This window comes from Teichococcus aerophilus (assembly GCF_014490485.1).
Taxonomy (GTDB): Bacteria; Pseudomonadota; Alphaproteobacteria; order Acetobacterales; family Acetobacteraceae; genus Pseudoroseomonas; species Pseudoroseomonas aerophila.
In genome coordinates this window covers 93614-110247 of sequence record NZ_JACTVA010000011.1, presented here as the reverse complement: position 1 = coordinate 110247, position 16634 = coordinate 93614, and the positions used below count along the sequence as shown (strand labels likewise).

Here is a 16634-nt window from a genome sequence, read left to right as displayed (position 1 = left end):
GACCTTGTCGTGGCCCTCTTTTTTTGCCCAGGGCGGCGCCGGCATAGCCGCACGGCATCCGTGCCCGACATGTCCTTTTCGTCATCTTCATTGCCACGCCTTGAATGTAGCCTCGGCTACAGCCTCAATATGGAGCACGAGATGGATACAGGATGTACCGGACTCCCCCCGAGCTTTCGCCGACCAACGCATTGCCCCGCCCGGCTGACCTGACCGAGGCCGGGCCCGCCAGCCTCAGCGAGATCCACCGCAGCGTTGCCATACCAACCGGCGCCAGCTGGCTCCGCCGGCTGCTGGCCTTTGTCGGCCCCGGCTACATGGTGGCCGTGGGCTACATGGACCCGGGCAACTGGGCCACCGCCATCGCCGGCGGTTCCGCCTTCGGCTACACGCTGCTCAGCATCGCGCTGCTCTCCTCGCTGATGGCCATGCTGCTGCAGGCCATCTGCGCCCGCATCGGCATCGCCACCGGGCGGGACCTGGCGCAGCTATGCCGGGAGCGCTTTCCCCGCTGGGCCGCCATCCCGCTCTGGCTGATGGCCGAGACCGCCATCTGCGCCACCGACCTCGCCGAGGTCATCGGCACCGCCATCGCCCTGCAATTGCTGTTCGGCCTGCCGCTGCTGGAAGGCGTCATCCTGACGGTGCTGGATACGCTGCTGATCCTGTGGCTGCAGCACAAGGGCATGCGCTGGCTGGAAGCCTTCGTCATGGGGTTGATCGCGCTGATCGCCGTCTGCTTCATCGGGCAGGTGGTGCTGGCGGACCCGGCCTGGGGCGCGGTGCTGCGCGGCTACCTGCCCAGCGCCTCCATCGTCACCAACAGCACCCAGCTCTACCTCGCGCTCGGCATCCTTGGCGCCACGGTGATGCCGCATAACCTGTACCTGCATACCGCCATCGTGCAGTCCCGCGACACCGGGCAGGACATCGCCGCCAAGCGGGAAGCCATCCGCTTCGCCGGCATCGACAGCACCGTGGCGCTGGTCATCGCCCTGCTGATCAACTCCTCCATTCTCATCACCGCCGCCGCCGCCTTCCATGTGCGCGGCCAGACCGAGGTGGCCGAGATCGGCCAGGCCCATGCGCTGCTGGCGCCGCTGCTCGGTGCCTCCGCTCCCATCCTGTTCGCCGTGGCGCTGCTGGCCTGCGGGCTCAACTCCACCGTCACCGCCACCATCGCCGGGCAGGTGGTGATGGAGGGCTTCCTGCGCATCCGCCTGCCGCCGGCGCTGCGCCGGCTGATCACCCGCGGCATCGCCATCGTCCCGGCCGTGATCGTCACCTGGCTGTATGGCGAGAGCGGCACGGCACAGCTCCTGGTGCTCTCCCAGGTCGTGCTGTCCCTGCAACTGCCCTTCGCCGTCATTCCACTGATGATGTTCGCCGGGGACCGGGCCCGCATGGGCGCCCTCGCCACGCCCCGCTGGCAAATTGCCCTGGGCTGGGCCTCGGCCGCGCTGATCCTGGTGCTGAACGTGCTGCTGCTGAAGGACTTTTTCTAGCGGTCCCGCGGTGGGGATAGGGGTGAAAGCCGGGGAAGGAATTCCCCGGACCTCTTTCTTTTCTTTCTGCAAGCTTGGCGTGGCGCTGCCGGATTGAGGGCGGACGCTGCTTGATGATTTTAATAATGGGCCACCAGGGCTGAACCGTCAGTCGCCGGAGGTCCAAGACCTCCGGCGTACCCAGCCGTCTTCCAAGACCGCGCTTTCAACTGGCACACCTGGAAAACTCGAAAAAGTAAAAGAAGGGGCCCGGGGAATTCTTTCCCCGGCCTTCAGCTTGCCACCAGACGAACGGCCGCGTGGCCGGCGCGGCGTTTGCCAGCGGCGATCCTGTGGCTGCCAGCGCGTCTGGATGGGCCGCCTGTAACAGGCGGGATCGATGCCAAAGGAAGGTGCCCATGGCATCGTCGCTCAGGTCGCGGAAACCAGCAGCAAGCCCTGGCCGTCTCCGGCCAGCGCTGTCAGCCCGCCTGCCAGGACAGCCGCCGCAGCAGCCACTCACGGTAGGCCAGCACGCCTTCCGGCGGCGGGAACAGGGCGGACATGGCGGTGCGGGCTTCGGCGCCGACCAGGGCGGGCGCGGTGGAATCGGGGGATTCCTTCGCCTCATCCTCCTGCCAGCGCAGGGCGGCGCGGCGCCAGACGGCGACCAGGTCGGCCGAGGTCAGGGCGGGCAGCACCAGGGCGGCCCGCAGGCGCAGGGCGGCGAAGCCGGCCTGGGCGGCGGCCACCCGGGCCGGCGTGGCCTGTGTAATGACATCGGCCATCGCGGGCAGGGAAGGGACGTCGCGGCGGCCCGGCGTGTCCAGCTCCCGCCATGGGGTGACGCCGATGCGGGCGGCGTGGCGCAGCGGGGAAGGGGTGGAGATGACGATGGCATCCACTTCCCCCCGGGCCAGCGCTTGCTCGGCGGCGAAGGCATGCAGGCCGAAGACGGGCACGGCCGGGTGGCCGGCGAGGTCCAGCGCCAGCAGGGCGGAGGTCTCGGGAGCCTCGGGGCCGGGCAGGGCGATGCGCAGCGGGCGGGTGTGGCTGGCGGCGGGCATCGGGCCGCGCCCGGCCAGGATGGCGCCGTGCCAGGAGACGCAGAGCGGCAGCCAGCCTTCCATGGCGTAACGCGCGCGGCTTTCGCCGATCAGGCGGGCATGGGCGGCCAGGCCGGGCAGCACCAGCAGCATGCGGCCATCGCCGGCTTCCTGGGTGGCGAAGCGGTTGGCGGCGGTCACGCCATCCGGGCCGCCCAGCAGCACCGGGTGCAGCGCCACCGCGTGCGGCAGGCCACGGGCCAGGCCGGCGGCCACGCGCGCAGCCCAGACGGCAGCGCCGCCACCTTCCGGCCCCGGCATCAGCAGGGTGGCGGTATCGGCCGGCAGCCCCTGCGCCCGGATGGCCCGGGGAAGGCTTCCGGCAGCCACGAGGGCGGCGGCGAGGGCGGTCAGGCCACGACGGCTGATGGGCATGGCGGAGGCATGCCCGGCGCTCGCGGCGGAAAAAAGGCGGCGCGCGGCGGGCCTGGCCACGGCGACGCTGCCGCTTTTCTGTGCAGCCTGGAGCGCCGCCTGTCGCGAAGTCCGGCAGGTGAGGAGGCGGCGCAAACCGGCCTCAGGAATCGTAGGAGACAAGGGCCTGGAACGGCGCGTCCAGGCGCGCCCGGCCATTGAGGAAGGTCAGCTCGATCAGCCCGGCGGCCAGCGGCACTTCAGCACCGGCTTCCTTCAGCAGCTTGATCCCGGCGGACATGGTGCCCCCGGTGGCCAGCAGGTCGTCCAGCAGCACCACGCGGTCCCCCTTCTTCACGGCGTCGGCCTGAATTTCCAGCCGGTCGGTGCCGTATTCCAGGGCATAGTTGTAACCAATGGTGGCGCCCGGCAATTTCCGCGGCTTGCGGAGCAGAATGAAGCCCAGGCCCAGTTCCAGTGCCAGCGGCGCGGCCAGCACGAAGCCCCGGCTCTCGATGCCCGCCAGCATGGTGGGCTTGTAGGGACGCACCATGTCCGCCAGCTGGGTCATGGCGGCGCGGAAGGCCGGGCCGTCCCGCAACAGCGTGCAGATGTCGTAGAAGAGGATGCCGGGCTTCGGGAAGTCCGGCACGCCGCGGATATGCGCCTTCAGGTCGATGGCGGCAGGGGCGGGGGTCGGGCCGTTGTCGGGCATCCTGGATCCTTGGTGTCAGGTCTGCGGGCAGGGGTGCCGCATGAGCGGGGGCGGACACTAGAGCAGAACCTCCCCGCCCGGAAACCTCCGGCTGCGTGAATCTCTGCGGACGGGATTGGCTGGCGGTAAGCGCCCGCTCCTGGCGGCGCCGATGAATCGCTTGGGCGCGAGGGTGAAGTCAGGCTGCCAGGCCATGCCGTCGGGGCTTGGCGAAAGCGGCGCGGCCTGCCAAGAGCACGCCATGTCGCGCACGCCGCTTGCCCTGTTGATCGCGTTTGTCGGCCTGTCCGTCTACCTCGGCGTGGTGCTGTGGGTGGGGGACTGGGTGCAGACGCTGCATTGGGCGCTGCAGGTGCCCTTCTACGTCATTGCCGGCTTTGCCTGGGTGTTCCCGATCAAGGCGCTGATCTTCTGGGCGGCGCGCGTCCAGCGCTGAGCCGGCCCGGAAGGGTGGGAATGCTCCGGTGGCCCGGAGCACTCCCTCTCTCCACGTCAGAAGACGCGGCTCAGCGTGACCATGGCGCGCGCATCGCACAGCTTGGTGCCGGCGAAGCACTCGGTCTTGGACAGGTCGGTATCGTAGTAGCCGACGGTCAGGGTGAAGCCCGCGAACACTTCGCGCGAGACGGCGACGGACCAGTTGGCATAGTCCGGCGCGCCGTAGCGGGTATTGCGGTCGATCCATTGGTAGCCGAAGCGGCCGGCCAGGGTGAACGCGCCGGGCAGGGATACGTCCGCGCCGCCTTCCAGGTAGATGGCCGAGCCGCTCTCGAAGTAGAAATCGGGCGAGTAGGCGGCGGTGGCCAGGAACTTCACCGGGTCCAGCGTGTAGCTGGCCTTCGCGATGGCCTCGAAATAATTGTACTCGTAGCTGCCGGTCGGCTTGCTGTAGCCGGGGTAGGTGTAGAACACGCCGCCCAGGTCCACCGAGACGCCGCCGACCTCGAAGCGGTAGCCAGCCGCCAGGTCCAGCTCCTGCCGCGCATTGCTGCCCGGGAAGGTCACGTTGCTGGCGAAGGCGCCGATATAGACGCCGCTGTCGTGCTGCAGGTCCACCGTGCCCTGCACGGCCGGGCGGTTGCGGGTCTGGGAGATGCCGCGGAACAGGTAATCGCTGGCGATGGCCGGCGTCACCGTCAGGGTCAGCCCGCTGTCGCCCAGCGCCATCTGCGCCATGGCGGGGCCGGAGGGCGCGCTGAGCGCGGCGGCGCCCAGGCAGAGCGAAGTGGCAAGAGCCAGGCTAGGCTTCATCGGCAGGTTTCCTTCCGCCGGATGCGTCCGTGCACCCGTTGGTGAAGCGTACCAAGCAAAAATCGTGCAACTTTTCTGTGTGGATTGTCGGGCCAGCGCATCAAGGCGGCATAAAGACCGCCACGCGGCCAAGAAAAAACCCCGTTTCCCACCCTCGCAGGGGGAAACGGGGCTTGCCCATCCGGACCGATTTGGTCGGAGCGAGAGGATTCGAACCTCCGGCCCCTGCGTCCCGAACACAGTGCTCTACCAGGCTGAGCTACGCTCCGCCGTTCCGGCTAGGCAGGGCCGGCGTATATCCCCGCCCGCAGCGCCCGGCAAGTGGGTGAAGCGAGAAATCATGCGGGGCGGCGCCGCCAAGGTCATGGCGCACGCCTGTGCGCCTGGCGCGGCAGCGGACCTTCACCTGCTGCGCGCTGGCAAGGATGGCGACATCCTTGCCGCAGGGGATGAAGGACGATTCGTCATGAAAGCACGGATCGGGCCGGCGGGCTTGCTCTCGGGAAGGTGAAGGTATCATTCTTCACCGATCCTGAAGGGTAATGTTCCACTACCATGATTGAGCGCAAGCATACGGGCGTGGCCCTGGTTGGGGTGGCCGTGCTGGCGGCGGCAGGCGGCATGGCGTGGCAGGCCGGCCGGATGCAGCCTGCCCAGGATACGCGTGCGCCGGTTGCCCCGAATTCTACCGCCCCCACTTCCCCGCGCGCCGAGGTCCCTTCCGCCAACACTGGCAGGGCTGATGCCACGGGCCCCGCCGCCGCCAACGCGACCACGTCGCCACCCGCCAACGCGGCCGTGACGCCACCGGGCACCGCCAGCCCGGCGGCGTCACAGGGCCGGACAGGAGAGGCCGCGCCCACGGCCAACGGGCCGCGCTTCGACGTGGCGCGCATCGCCCCCACCGGCGGCACCGTCGTCGCCGGTCGTGCCACCCCGGGGGCCGAAGTCACGTTGCGGGACCAGGGTCGGGAGCTCGGCCGTGCACGTGCCGATTCGCGCGGAGAGTTCGTCATCGTACCCGACGCGCCGCTGGCGGCCGGGACGCACGAGCTCTCCCTGCAATCGCGGGACGCCGCCGGCCAGGCGCAGCGCGGCGGCGAATCCGTCGTGGTGATGGTGCCGGAGGCGCCGGGCCGTGGCCCCGCCGAAGCCGGCGCCGCGCGGCCCGAGGCCACCGGCCAGGCCATGGCGGTGCTGCTGCCCCCCGCCGGCTCCACCGCCCCGCCCCGCGTGTTGCAAGGCACCGACCGCGTGGCCGGCCGGCTGAGCCTGGACATCGTCGACTACGACGAGGCCGGCGGCATCCGCTTCGCCGGCTCAGCCCCCGCCGGGCAGCCGATGCGGCTGTATATCGACCAGCTTCATGCCGGCGATGCCGCCAGCGATGCTGGCGGCCGCTGGACCTTCAGCCCCGCCACGGCGCCGTCCCCCGGCCAGCACATGCTGCGGGTGGACCAGGTCGGGCCGCAGGGGCGGGTGGTGGCGCGGGTGGAAGTGCCCTTCCTGCGCGATGCCGCCGCCACGCCCGCCGCGCTGGCCAACGCCACCCCCGGCACGGACCGCATCGTGGTGCAGCCGGGGCACAGCCTGTGGCGCATCGCCCGTACCACCTATGGGCGCGGCATCCGCTACACGGTCATCCACAAGGCCAATTCGGACCAGATCCGCGACCCCGGCCGCATCTACCCCGGGCAGATTTTTACGCTTCCGACCCCCTGAGCAGGCCGCCCGCCGGTTGTTCCGGCGGGCGTGACGGACCATAACCGTGGGTATCATGGCGCTCATCGAAAGCATTCGTCTGGTCGTTGCCAAGCCGCATCCGGCCGGCAAGCCCTTCATCATTGGTGGCGCCGCTGTGGCGGTGGCCGGCGGCATCGCCCTCGGCACCTGGCTGTTCTGGCTGGGCGCTGCCTTTACCCTGTTCTGCCTCTACTTCTTCCGGGACCCGGAACGGGTGGTGCCCACACGCCCCGGCCTGTTCGTGGCGCCGGCCGATGGCCGCGTGGTCATGGTCGGCCCCGCCGTGCCGCCGGACGAGCTGGGCCTCGGCCCCAACCCGCGCTGGCGGGTGGCCATCTTCCTCTCGGTGCTGGACGTGCACGTCAACCGCAGCCCGGTGGACGGCGTTGTGACCCGCGTGGCCTACCGCCACGGGAAGTTCCTCAATGCCAGCCTGGACAAGGCGAGCATCGACAATGAGCGCAACGCGCTCGCCATGCGCCTTCCGGATGGGCAGGAGATCGCCGTCGTGCAGATCGCCGGCCTGATCGCGCGCCGCATCCTGTGCGACGTGAAGGAAGGGGACCGCCTGGAGCGCGGCCAGCGCTTCGGCATCATCCGCTTCGGCAGCCGCACCGACCTGTACCTGCCGGAGGGCGTCCGCCCCCTGGTGGCCGAGCATCAGTTGATGATCGGTGGCGAGACGGTGATCGCCGAGATGGTGCCCGCCGCCCAGCCTGTCCTGCACACCGATACGGGAATCTGATGCAACAGACCGCCTCCGGAGAACCTCGCCGCCGCTTTCGCTTCGCGCCAAGGCGGCGACCCCGTTTCCAGGGGCAGTCCTTCAACAAGCTGATCCCCAACATCATGACCATGCTCGGCCTCTGCGCCGGGCTGGTCGCCATGCGCTTCGCACTGGACCAGCGGTGGGAGCCGGCGGCGGCCATGATCATGGTGGCCGCCATCATCGACGGGCTGGACGGGCGCCTGGCCCGGCTGCTCAAGGCCACCAGCCGCTTCGGTGCCGAGTTCGACAGCCTGGCCGACTTCCTCTCCTTCGGCGTGGCCCCGGCCATGATCCTGTACATGTGGAGCATGGAGACCTGGCGGGGCGTGGGCTTCGTGCCCTGCGTGCTGTTCGCCGTCTGCATGTCGCTGCGCCTCGCCCGCTTCAACGCGGCGCTGGATGTCGGGCTGGCACCCAAGCCGGCCTATGCGCAGAGCTTCTTCACCGGCGTCCCGGCCCCGGCCGGCGCGGGCCTGGCGCTGTTCCCCATGTTCCTGTCGCTCGCATTCGAAGGCTGGGGCTGGACCCAGATGGCCTACGGCGTGCGCCACCCGGCCTTTGTCGGCCTGCTGCTGGTGGTGGTGGCGCTGATGCTGGTCAGCACCCTGCCGACCTGGTCGTTCAAGAACTTCAAGGTGCGGCGCGAAGTGGTGCTGCCGCTGCTCATCTCCGTCGGCGCCTACGCGGCGCTGCTGGTGGGCGAGCCCTGGGCCGCCCTGGCCGCGGCCGGGCTGATCTATATCGGCATGGTGCCGTTCTCCATCCTCTCCTACATCCGCCTGAAGCGGGAGGCGGAGGACCTGATCCAGCCCGTGCCCGCGACCGAGGCCACCGAAGCCCCTTGATCGGCACGGTGCCCCTGCCGCTGCCTGGCGGCGGCACCGCCTGGGTGGGCGGCGGGCCTTTCGAGGCCTGCCCGCCCGCCGTCTTCGGCGTCTGCCTCGAAGCGCGTGCTTCCAACGCCGCTCAGTCCCAGCTTCTTCTTCCCATCCCCGATTTTGGCCTGCCGGAGCTGCTGCCGTTGCGCGCCGCCCTGGCCACCATCCTGGCCGAGCTGCCGCACGGCCCGGTCTATATCGGCTGCCGCGCCGGGTTGGGGCGGACCGGGACGGTCATGGCCTGCCTCGTCCGCCTCTCCGGCATCGCGGAGGACCCTGTCACCTGGGTCCGCCGCCACTACGACAGCCGGGCCATCGAGACAGCAGCCCAGGAAGAGTTTGCCCGCCACGCGGTGCTTCACGCCGGAGGATGACCTGGAGAGCGGGGCGGGGTCGCTGGTCCTCCTGGCTCGCGTCGCTCGTCCACGGTTTCGCAAGCTAGGCGGAGTGGCGAATTCTCACTGGCTGACGTCTATCGCCCTGGTCGAGGCGCATTGCATGGAGAGTAATTGAACGGGCGCCGCCCCCTCGAACTCCCCCGGTAGGAGATACGATCCCCTGCACCCGCGATATGTCCGGCAGCGCCTTTCCGTTTGAGCGCTGGCGAGATGATACGGCATTTGAATCAATGTATTGATGGAATGCCAGCTGCATTTCAGAACCTGAGCAAGGGTTTCCAAAGGCCTCAGGCCTTTGGCGCGGCGAGTGCGAGGGGGCAGCGCCCCTCTCATCCCGCGACGCCTGCCACCCAGCGCTTTTGCACTCGGCGAAAGAGGCCGTGCAGATCCCGCGTCCAGTCCTGATCCACCGCCTGCGATGACACGTCCTGTTGAGCCTCAGGCCCGCTGGCGGCGGCTTGGCGATGTGGTCACAATGGCAGGGTGATGCCCGCTGCACTTCCTTGGCCGAGGCCGGCTGCCATGCCGGCCAAAGGCGCGGTAGCCTTTGTCCAGACAGATATCGCTGGGATGATGCCGCGCAACGCGTGGCTCTTCCTGACGTTCCGCAACGGCTTCCACGCAGGGCCAGCATTCCGTGTTTCTCTTGCGCGTCCTTTCCGCCGCCCAGGCCGACCCATGACCGGGTCACGCTCCACCGCTGGCGGTCGGGGCCGCCGGGCCGTGGCTGGGGGCGGGATTTGCCTGGGGATGTGGCCGCATGCCGCTTCACATGACCGCCGGCCGTCCGCGGCGCGGCTGGATTGATGGCATGAGCAGCCCCCTCTGCGGCATCCGTACCCTCTCCCTGGGCGCCTGGCTTGGGCGAGGGCGCACGTGATCACGCTTCTCCTGGCCGGAATCCTGGCCCTGCTGGCGCCGCTGGCCGTGCTGGGCGCGGCTGGGCGTGCGCGGGCGGTGTGGGGCGGCGTGGCCGTGCTGTCGGCGCTGCTGGCCATGCTGGCGGTGGCGGCGCTGGCGCAAGGTGGGGCAGCGCCGCTGTTGCTGCCGTTCGGGCCGCCCTGGGCGCCGCTGAGCCTGGCGGCGGATGGGCTTTCGGCCTGGTTCCTGTTGCTGCTGGGCGTGGCGGGGCTGCTGGGCGGTCTTGCCGGCTGGGGCTGGGGGGATGTCGCGCCGCGCCGGTTGATGCTGTGGCCGCTGCTGCTGGGCAGCATGGCGTTCACCGTGCTGGCGGCCGACGCCTTCGGGCTGCTGCTGGGCTTCGCGCTCGCGGGCTTCGCCGCCCATGCCCTGCTCTCGGCCGAGGGCGGCTGGCGGGACCGGCCGGAAACCGGTTGGCGGGACCTGCTGGCCACCTTGCTCTCCGTCGCCGCGCTGGCCGTGGCGGTAGGGCTGATGACCGGGCTGACCGGCGACCTCTCCTTCGCTGGCCTGCGGGCTGTGCCGCCGGAAGGCGCGCAGGCCGCTTCGGTGCTGCTGCTGGTGCTGCTGGCCGCCGGCGCCCGCGCGGTATTGCCGCTGCTGGCACCATTGCCGCCGGGGCCGACGCTGGTGCTGGTAGGCGGCGGCATGCCGGCGCTGGCGCTGTACGTGCTGGCGCGCCTGCTGCTCGATGTCAGCGGCCCGGCGCAGCCCTTGTGGTGGGGCGCGCCCCTGGTGGTGGGCGGCGCGCTGGCGGCACTGTCCGGCGCCCTGCGCGCGTTGCGGGAGGTCGAGCTCGGCCGGCTGCTGTCCGGTGTTGCCTTGCATCACCTGGGGCTGGCCGTTGTGGCGCTCGGTGTGGTGGCCGGCTTCCGTGCCGCCGATCTCGGCGCGCTGGCGGCGGTCGCGGGCGGTGCGGCGCTGCTGCATTTGCTGGCGCAGATCCTGTTCCTGGCCCTGCTGTGGCTGGCGGCGGCGGAGGTGGCGCACAATGCCGGTTCCCGCCAGCTGGACCGGTTGGGCGGGCTGGTGCACCCGATGCCGGTGGTGGCCTATGCCGCGCTGGCGGGCGTGGCGGCGGCGGCGCTGGTGCCGGCAATGTCCGGCTTCGCCGGCGGCTGGCTGCTGCTGCAATCGCTGTTCGCCGCGTGGCGGGTGGGGGTGCTGGGCTTCCAGATCCTTGTGGTGCTGACGGTGGCGGTACTGGGCGTGGCCATCGCCACGCTGGCGTCGGCGCTGCTGCGCTTCTGGGGGCTGACCTTCCTGGGCCGGCCACGCACGCCGCGCACCCTGGGCGCGCAGGAAGCGGCGCCGCTGCCGCGCGGCATCCTGGTGGCGCTGGCGGTGCTGGCGGTGGTGCTGGGCCTGCTGCCCGGGCCGCTGCTGCGCCTGGCCGAGCCCGCCCTGCTGCTGCTGACCGGCCATGGCGGCGCGCCCGACCTCGGCCTGCTGAGCGTCAGCCCCGGCCCGGCGGCGGCGGACTACACGCCACTGGCGGTCGGCCTGCTGCTGGCCGTGGTGCTCGGCATCGTCGGCGCCGCGATGCGCCAGGCCTCGCCGCGGGCACATGCCACGGTGCCGCTGTGGGATGACGGCTTCATCGCCCCGCCGGCGCACTTCCCCTTCGGCGACCCGGCGACCCAGCCTGGTGCCGCCAGCCTGGCCACCGCCATGCGTCCGCCCTTGCCGGCCATGCCGCGCTGGCCCTGGCCGCAGGCGGCGCGCTGGGCGGCCACGCTGCCACGCTGGCGCTTCTCCCTGCCCGGCGGTGGCGCGGCGCGGCGGGCGCTGCGGCTGTGCCTCGGCACCGTGGCGGCGTTGCTGGTGCTGCTGGCCTGGCTGGGGAGTGGCGGCCTGTGACGCTCCCTCTCGGCCTGTTCGCCCAACTGCTGCATCTGGTTTTGGTGCTGCTGGCGGCGTTGCTGCTGCCCGGGTTGCTGGATTCCGCCCGCGCGCGCTTCCAGGGCCGCCACGGCCCGCACCCGCTGCAGCCGGCGCTGGATTGGCTGGCCCTGCTGCGCAAGCAGCCGGTGGTGGCGGAAAGCGCCTCCGGCATCTCCTCCATCGCGCCCTATCTGGGCTTCGCGGCCATGCTGGCGGCGGTGCTGTTGGCACCCGGCTTCGCGCATGGCATGGCGCTTTCCTCCCTGACCGATCTTGTCGTGCTGGCCGGGCTGCTGGCGCTGGCCCGTGCCGCCAGGGCACTGGCGGCGCTGGATGCCGGCACAGCGACGGGCGGGCTGGCCGCCGCCGGGGGCATGGGCCTCGCCGGGCTGACCTTGCCGACCTTGCTGTTGGCGGCGATGGGCTTCTCCATCCTGACCGGCACCACCGGCGCGGATGGCATCGCCCAGTCCCTGCGGGAAAGCGTCCCGGCCTTCCGGGTGCCGCTCGGCCTGCTGGCGCTGGCGCTGCTGGCGGTGGCGCTGGCGGAGACCGGCCGGCTGCCGGCGGGGGACCCGGCGGCGGAAGCACTTGGCGATGGTGGGGACGATTCCGTCCCCGAAGCCTCCGGCCGGCATCTGGCATTGTGGCGCATGCAGTCGGCGTTGCGGCTGGTATTCTGGCTGTCCCTGCTGGTCGGGCTGTTCGCGCCCTTCGGCATGGCGGGCGCGGCCAGCGGCGCGCTGGGCTGGCTGCTGGCGCTGCTGCTGTGGCCGGTGAAGCTGCTGCTGCTGACCCTCGCTTTGGCGGTGGCCGAGGCGCGGCTGGCCCGCCTGCGCGCGGCACGGCTGGCGGAACTGCTGACCGCCGCGCTGCTGCTGGCGCTGCTGGGGGTGGTGTGGCTGTTTCTCTCGGCGGGGGTGGCATGAGCCTGGAAAGCATCTGGTCCAGCCTGTCCGTCTCCGGCCTCGCGCATCTGCTGGGCGGCGCGGTGCTGCTGCTCTCCTTCATGTTGCTGGTGCGGCGGCGGCCGATGCCGGCCATCAACGGGCTGGCGGCGCAGGGCGGGCTGCTGGCGCTGGTGGCGCTGTGCCACGCAGCGCTGCGCGATACCTCTCAATTGCTGCTGGTGGCGGGGCTGGTGGCGGTGGGGCAGGGGCTGCTGCTGCCGCTGACCCTGCGGGAATGGGTGCGGCGGCTGGGGCTGCGGCAGGGCATCTCGGTCGCCGCGGCGCACCGGCCGGGCGTCGGGCTGGCGGCGGGCGTCGCCCTGGTGCTGCTGGCGGTGCTGGCGCTGCTGCCGGTGACCTCCGGCGCCGCCATGGGCATGCGGGAGGACCTGGTGCTCTCGCTGTCCGTCATCCTGCTCGGGCTGCTGGTCATGGCGGCACGGCACAACCCGCTGGGGCAGGCGATCGGCCTGGCGGGCATGGTCAATGGCGCGCTGCTGGGCGTGCTGGCCACGCCGGGCCTGCCGCTGCTGCCGGCCGTGGTGCTGGTGGCCATGGCGGTGCCGCTCTCCACCGTCACCGCCTTCCTGGCCATGCGCCCGCCGGCCGGGGACGCCGGATGAGGCCGCGCCCATGATGCCCTGGTCCGACATACTGGCCTCCGGCGCGTTGCCCGACTGGGCCGTGACCTTGCTCTCCCCTTGGGCATTGCCCTGGCTGGTGGTGGCGCTGCCATGGCTGGGGGCGGCAGTGCTCTCCGCCCTCTCGGCCCCGCGCGTTGCGGCCTGGGTGAATGTCGGCGTCGCGGCACTGACCTTGGTGGCGGCGACCGTGCTGCTGGCACTGCCGGCCGAGGCGACCGGCTTGCTACGGGCAGAAGCGCTGAACCTGCCGCTGCTGCTCTTGGCGGCGCTGGTCGGGCTGAGCGGCGCCGTCGCCCTGGCGGTGCTGCCGCCGCATGAGGGCACGGCGCGCGCCTTCACCGCCGGCTACCAGCTGCTGCTGGGCGCCACGCATCTGGCCGTGCTGGCGGACGATTTCGCAGTGATGTGGATGGCGCTGGTGCTGGCGGTGATGACCGTGGCGATGCTGGCGGCGCTGACGCGCGGCCCCGCCGCCTTGGCCGCCGCGTGGAAGACGGTGCTGCTGGGCGGTGCCGGCGCCGGGCTGGCGCTGCTGGGCACCATGGTGCTGGCCATGGCGGCGCAGCCGCTGACCGGCGATGCCAATGCGCTGTCCTTCGACGCCATGCTGCGCGTGGGGCGGGAGGCTGAAAGCGGCCTGCTGACCCTGGGATTCGTGCTGCTGCTGGCCGGCTACGGCGTGCTGGCCGGCCTCGTGCCGCTGCACGCTTGGCTGCCCGATGCGCAGGCTGAGGCACCGACGCCGCTGATGGCCATTCCCTGCGCCCTGCTGGGCAATGCGGCGCTGCTGGCGGTGCTGCGGGCCCAGGCGGTGGCGTCGCTGAACCCGGCCTGGCTGCCGCCGGGCGTGTTGCTGCTGCTGGCCGGTCTGGCCGGTATTGGCTTTGCCGCGGCGGCGCTGTGGCGCCAGCGGCAGGTCGGGCGCTTCCTGGCCGTCTGCGCCATCGGCCAGACCGGGCTGGCCGCCTTCGCCTTCGGGCTGGGCGGGCCGGCGGTGATGGCCGGGCTGTTGCAGATGATGGCCGCCACCCTGGCCCTGTCCGCCGCCGCCTTCGCCATCGCCCGGGCCTCCGCCCTGCGTGGCGGGGCGGATGGCATGCATGCGCTGTCCGGCCTGGCCACCACCGATCCCCGGCTGGGCTGGGGCCTGGCGGCGGCGCTGGGCGCGCTGGCCGGCCTGCCGCCGCTGGCGCAGTTCGTCAGCGAGTTCCTGCTGGTGCAGCAGGCGGTCGCGCGCTTGCCGTGGATGGCGCTGCCGCTCGGCATCGGGCTGGTGGCGCTGGCCATCGCCACGCTGGCGCGGCTGCGCGGCCTGTGCTTCGGCCCGGCGCCTGAGGGCGCACGGACAAACGTTGCAGGTGCTGCCCGCCCCCGCACGCAGGAGGGTGCGCGTCTCCACCCCTCCCCGGACCATCGCTTCAGGGCAGCGGAAGGCACACGACGCGAGCCTACCCTTCAGCCGGCGGCAGGCGCGCTCTCCGGTATCGCAACGGCCGGGCACGCCGCTCCGCCGGGCGACGATGCCCCGGCGACCAGCCCGGCCGGGCTTCGGGCGGAACTGCCAAGCGGCCTGCGGGTGAACCCGCCGGCCCAGGCCCGCGCCGAGACGCTGGCGGACCCCCAGGCCCCCGCGCCGGAGCCGACGCCATTGGATGCCCCGGCCTTGCCGCCCAGCCTGCCCGACAGCGCCCGGGCACATGCGTTGGCCGCCATCCGCGCCAGTGAAGCGGAGGAGGCCGTGCCCCTCCACCCTGCCGGAGGCGAGGCGGTGTCCATCCTGATCCTTTTGCATCTGCTGGCGCTGCTGGCGCTGGGGCTGTTCCTGCCCGGCCCGCTCGCCGCCCTGCTGGCCGAAGCGGCGAAGGTGGCCGGATGAACGCCGCCACCCGCCTGATCCTGGCCGCGCCGCTGGTCGCGCCAGGCCGCCACCTGCTGGAGGCCAGCGCCTGGGCCGCCCTGCCGGCCGCCTTGCGGCAGGAGCCGGAGCTGGACCTGCTGGCCTTGTGGGCCGAGCCCGGGATGATCCACGTCGCCTTCCTGGCGCATGACGACCGGCATGAGCTGGGGCGGGGCCGGCTGCTGCTGGCCAGCACCCCGGTGCCCGCCGGCCGTTATCCCGCGCTCTCCCCCGCCCGGCCGATGGCGGCGTGGTTCGAGCGGACGATCGCGGACCTGTGGGGCCTGCTGGCCGAGGGCGGCACCGATGGCCGCCCCTGGCTGGACCATGGCCGCTGGCCGCTGGCCCGCCCGCTCTCCGCCCGCCCGGTGGCGCAGGGGGGCGAGCCGCCGCAGCCCGTGTTCCTGCCGGTCGAGGGCGCCATGGATGCGGAGGACGTGTTCCAGTACCCGCTGGGTCCCGTGCTGCCCGGTGGCAACCCGGCGCATCTGCGGGCGCATCTGCGCGGCGGCACCGTGCTGCGGCTGGAGGCTCGGCTGGGCTACGGCCACAAGGGCCTGTTCGCGCTGATGCACGGCAAGTCCCCCCGCGCCGCCGCCCGGCTGGTCGCGCGGCTGGCAGGGGATGCCACCGTGGCGCATGCCTGGGCCTTCGCCCTGGCGGCCGAGGCCGCCACCAACACCCCGGCGCCGCCCCGTGCGGCACTGCTGCGCGCCGTGATGGCGGAGGCCGAGCGCATCGGCAACCATTTGCTGGACTGGGGCGAGACCTGCGCCGCCGCCGGCTTCGGCTGGGCCCAGGCCCGCAGTCTGGTGCTGCGCGAGCGGCTGTTGCACGCCAACGAGCTGGCCTTCGGCCAGCGGCTGCTTCTGGACCGCGTGGTGCCCGGCGGCGTCTCCATCGACATCGCCGCCAGCGGGGCCGAGGCGATGCTGGAGGCGTTGGTGGTGATCGAGGAGGAACTGCCCGCCTTCCAGTCAGTGCACGAGACCCATGCCGGCCTGCAGGACCGTATCTGCGCCGCCGCCGTGACGCCGGCCGCCGCTGTGGCGCTGCTGGCTGCCGGTGGCGTTGCCGGGCGCTCCGCCGGCCGGCGCTTCGATACGCGGCAGGGCGCGCCCTATGCGCCGTATCCCTCGCTCGGCTTCAGCGTGCCGGGGCACGCCACCGGCGATGCCGATGCGCGGCTGCGGCTGCGGCTGCAGGAGATCGTCGAGAGCCTGGGGTTGATCCGTGCCGCGCTGGCCCGGCTGGAGCCGGGCCCGACCCTGGTGTCGCTGCCCGTGCAGGCGGGCGAGGGTACCGGGATGGTCGAGTCGCATCGCGGGGAGGCGCTGCACTGGCTGACGCTGGACGAGGCCGGGCTGATCCGCGCCTGCTTCGCCCGCGATGCCTCCTGGCCGCTCTGGCCGCTGCTGGAAGCGGCGATGCAGGGCCAGGCGGTGGCGGACCTGCCGCTGTGCCGCGCCTCACTCAACCCTTCCAGCCACGGGGTGGATCTATGAAGCAACGTCCCGGCCCCGCCACGCCCATGCCGCGTCCCGGCCAGACTGCCAGGGCGCTTGTGGCGTGCCATCTTGCCGGCCCCGGGCTTGGAACCCCGTCATGGGGTGCACGGCAGGGGACGGTGGCTGCCGGCG

General features: G+C 72.0%; 14 protein-coding genes and 1 tRNA gene. 11 read left to right on the top strand and 4 right to left on the bottom strand.

Annotated elements, in window-relative coordinates:
• Positions 1–152: 152 nt before the first annotated feature.
• Complete coding sequence (locus tag IBL26_RS08895) at positions 153–1505, top strand: Nramp family divalent metal transporter (protein ID WP_187784117.1); 1353 nt, start codon at positions 153–155, stop codon at positions 1503–1505.
• A 461-nt stretch (positions 1506–1966) separates the two neighbouring features.
• Here IBL26_RS08895 and IBL26_RS08890 read toward each other — a convergent pair whose 3' ends face one another.
• Positions 1967–2965 (bottom strand): hypothetical protein, encoded by a 999-nt coding sequence (locus tag IBL26_RS08890; RefSeq protein WP_187784116.1) that lies wholly within the window; start codon positions 2963–2965, stop codon positions 1967–1969.
• Positions 2966–3107: 142 nt separating this feature from the next.
• The gene (locus IBL26_RS08885) at positions 3108–3623 is read right to left on the bottom strand and encodes an adenine phosphoribosyltransferase (RefSeq protein ID WP_187784140.1); all 516 of its coding nucleotides are present in this window, start codon (positions 3621–3623) and stop codon (positions 3108–3110) included.
• Positions 3624–3900: 277 nt separating this feature from the next.
• Between IBL26_RS08885 and IBL26_RS08880 the strand changes: the two genes are divergently transcribed.
• A complete protein-coding gene (locus IBL26_RS08880) occupies positions 3901–4095 on the top strand; it encodes a DUF2842 domain-containing protein (protein WP_187784115.1) in 195 nt (64 codons plus the stop codon).
• A gap of 56 nt (positions 4096–4151) precedes the next feature.
• Here IBL26_RS08880 and IBL26_RS08875 read toward each other — a convergent pair whose 3' ends face one another.
• Positions 4152–4910, bottom strand: a complete 759-nt coding sequence (locus IBL26_RS08875) for a TorF family putative porin (RefSeq protein WP_187784114.1) — start codon at positions 4908–4910, stop codon at positions 4152–4154.
• 192 nt (positions 4911–5102) lie between these two features.
• Positions 5103–5179, bottom strand: a tRNA-Pro gene (locus IBL26_RS08870).
• A 286-nt stretch (positions 5180–5465) separates the two neighbouring features.
• Here IBL26_RS08870 and IBL26_RS08865 point away from each other — a divergent pair.
• The 9 genes from IBL26_RS08865 (at position 5466) to IBL26_RS08825 (ending at position 16499) form a co-directional block, all read left to right on the top strand.
• Positions 5466–6632: a LysM peptidoglycan-binding domain-containing protein gene (locus tag IBL26_RS08865; protein WP_187784113.1), complete on the top strand. Its 1167-nt coding sequence runs from the start codon at positions 5466–5468 to the stop codon at positions 6630–6632.
• 55 nt (positions 6633–6687) lie between these two features.
• On the top strand, positions 6688–7398 hold the full coding sequence (locus IBL26_RS08860; RefSeq protein WP_187784112.1) for a phosphatidylserine decarboxylase: 711 nt from the start codon (positions 6688–6690) through the stop codon (positions 7396–7398).
• Entirely contained in the window at positions 7398–8267 is an 870-nt protein-coding gene (locus tag IBL26_RS08855) for a CDP-alcohol phosphatidyltransferase family protein (protein WP_187784111.1), read from the top strand. The genes IBL26_RS08860 and IBL26_RS08855 overlap by 1 nt, the downstream gene beginning before the upstream one ends.
• Positions 8268–8275: 8 nt before the next feature.
• The gene (locus IBL26_RS08850) at positions 8276–8674 is read left to right on the top strand and encodes a protein-tyrosine phosphatase family protein (protein WP_187784110.1); all 399 of its coding nucleotides are present in this window, start codon (positions 8276–8278) and stop codon (positions 8672–8674) included.
• Positions 8675–9574: 900 nt separating this feature from the next.
• Entirely contained in the window at positions 9575–11479 is a 1905-nt protein-coding gene (locus IBL26_RS08845; RefSeq protein WP_187784109.1) for a proton-conducting transporter transmembrane domain-containing protein, read from the top strand.
• Positions 11476–12432, top strand: a complete 957-nt coding sequence (locus IBL26_RS08840) for a formate hydrogenlyase (protein ID WP_187784108.1) — start codon at positions 11476–11478, stop codon at positions 12430–12432. The genes IBL26_RS08845 and IBL26_RS08840 overlap by 4 nt, the downstream gene beginning before the upstream one ends.
• Positions 12429–13076, top strand: coding sequence for a hydrogenase-4 component E (locus tag IBL26_RS08835; RefSeq protein WP_187784107.1), 648 nt, complete (start codon positions 12429–12431; stop codon positions 13074–13076). Before IBL26_RS08840 ends, IBL26_RS08835 begins: the two co-directional genes overlap by 4 nt.
• 10 nt (positions 13077–13086) lie before the next feature.
• The gene (locus IBL26_RS08830) at positions 13087–14973 is read left to right on the top strand and encodes a proton-conducting transporter transmembrane domain-containing protein (protein WP_187784106.1); all 1887 of its coding nucleotides are present in this window, start codon (positions 13087–13089) and stop codon (positions 14971–14973) included.
• Positions 14970–16499 carry a hydrogenase large subunit gene (locus IBL26_RS08825; protein ID WP_187784105.1) on the top strand — a complete coding sequence of 510 codons (1530 nt, stop codon included), beginning with the start codon at positions 14970–14972 and terminating at the stop codon, positions 16497–16499. The genes IBL26_RS08830 and IBL26_RS08825 overlap by 4 nt, the downstream gene beginning before the upstream one ends.
• The last annotated feature ends 135 nt before the right edge of the window (positions 16500–16634 follow it).

Coding starts and splice junctions, on each gene's coding strand:
- IBL26_RS08830 (WP_187784106.1), top strand. CDS start 13,087: ATGATGCCCTGGTCCGACATACTGGCCTCCGGCGCGTTGCCCGACTGG.
- IBL26_RS08855 (WP_187784111.1), top strand. CDS start 7,398: ATGCAACAGACCGCCTCCGGAGAACCTCGCCGCCGCTTTCGCTTCGCG.
- IBL26_RS08835 (WP_187784107.1), top strand. CDS start 12,429: ATGAGCCTGGAAAGCATCTGGTCCAGCCTGTCCGTCTCCGGCCTCGCG.
- IBL26_RS08865 (WP_187784113.1), top strand. CDS start 5,466: ATGATTGAGCGCAAGCATACGGGCGTGGCCCTGGTTGGGGTGGCCGTG.
- IBL26_RS08890 (WP_187784116.1), bottom strand. CDS start 2,965: ATGCCCATCAGCCGTCGTGGCCTGACCGCCCTCGCCGCCGCCCTCGTG.
- IBL26_RS08895 (WP_187784117.1), top strand. CDS start 153: ATGTACCGGACTCCCCCCGAGCTTTCGCCGACCAACGCATTGCCCCGC.
- IBL26_RS08880 (WP_187784115.1), top strand. CDS start 3,901: ATGTCGCGCACGCCGCTTGCCCTGTTGATCGCGTTTGTCGGCCTGTCC.
- IBL26_RS08825 (WP_187784105.1), top strand. CDS start 14,970: ATGAACGCCGCCACCCGCCTGATCCTGGCCGCGCCGCTGGTCGCGCCA.
- IBL26_RS08860 (WP_187784112.1), top strand. CDS start 6,688: ATGGCGCTCATCGAAAGCATTCGTCTGGTCGTTGCCAAGCCGCATCCG.
- IBL26_RS08875 (WP_187784114.1), bottom strand. CDS start 4,910: ATGAAGCCTAGCCTGGCTCTTGCCACTTCGCTCTGCCTGGGCGCCGCC.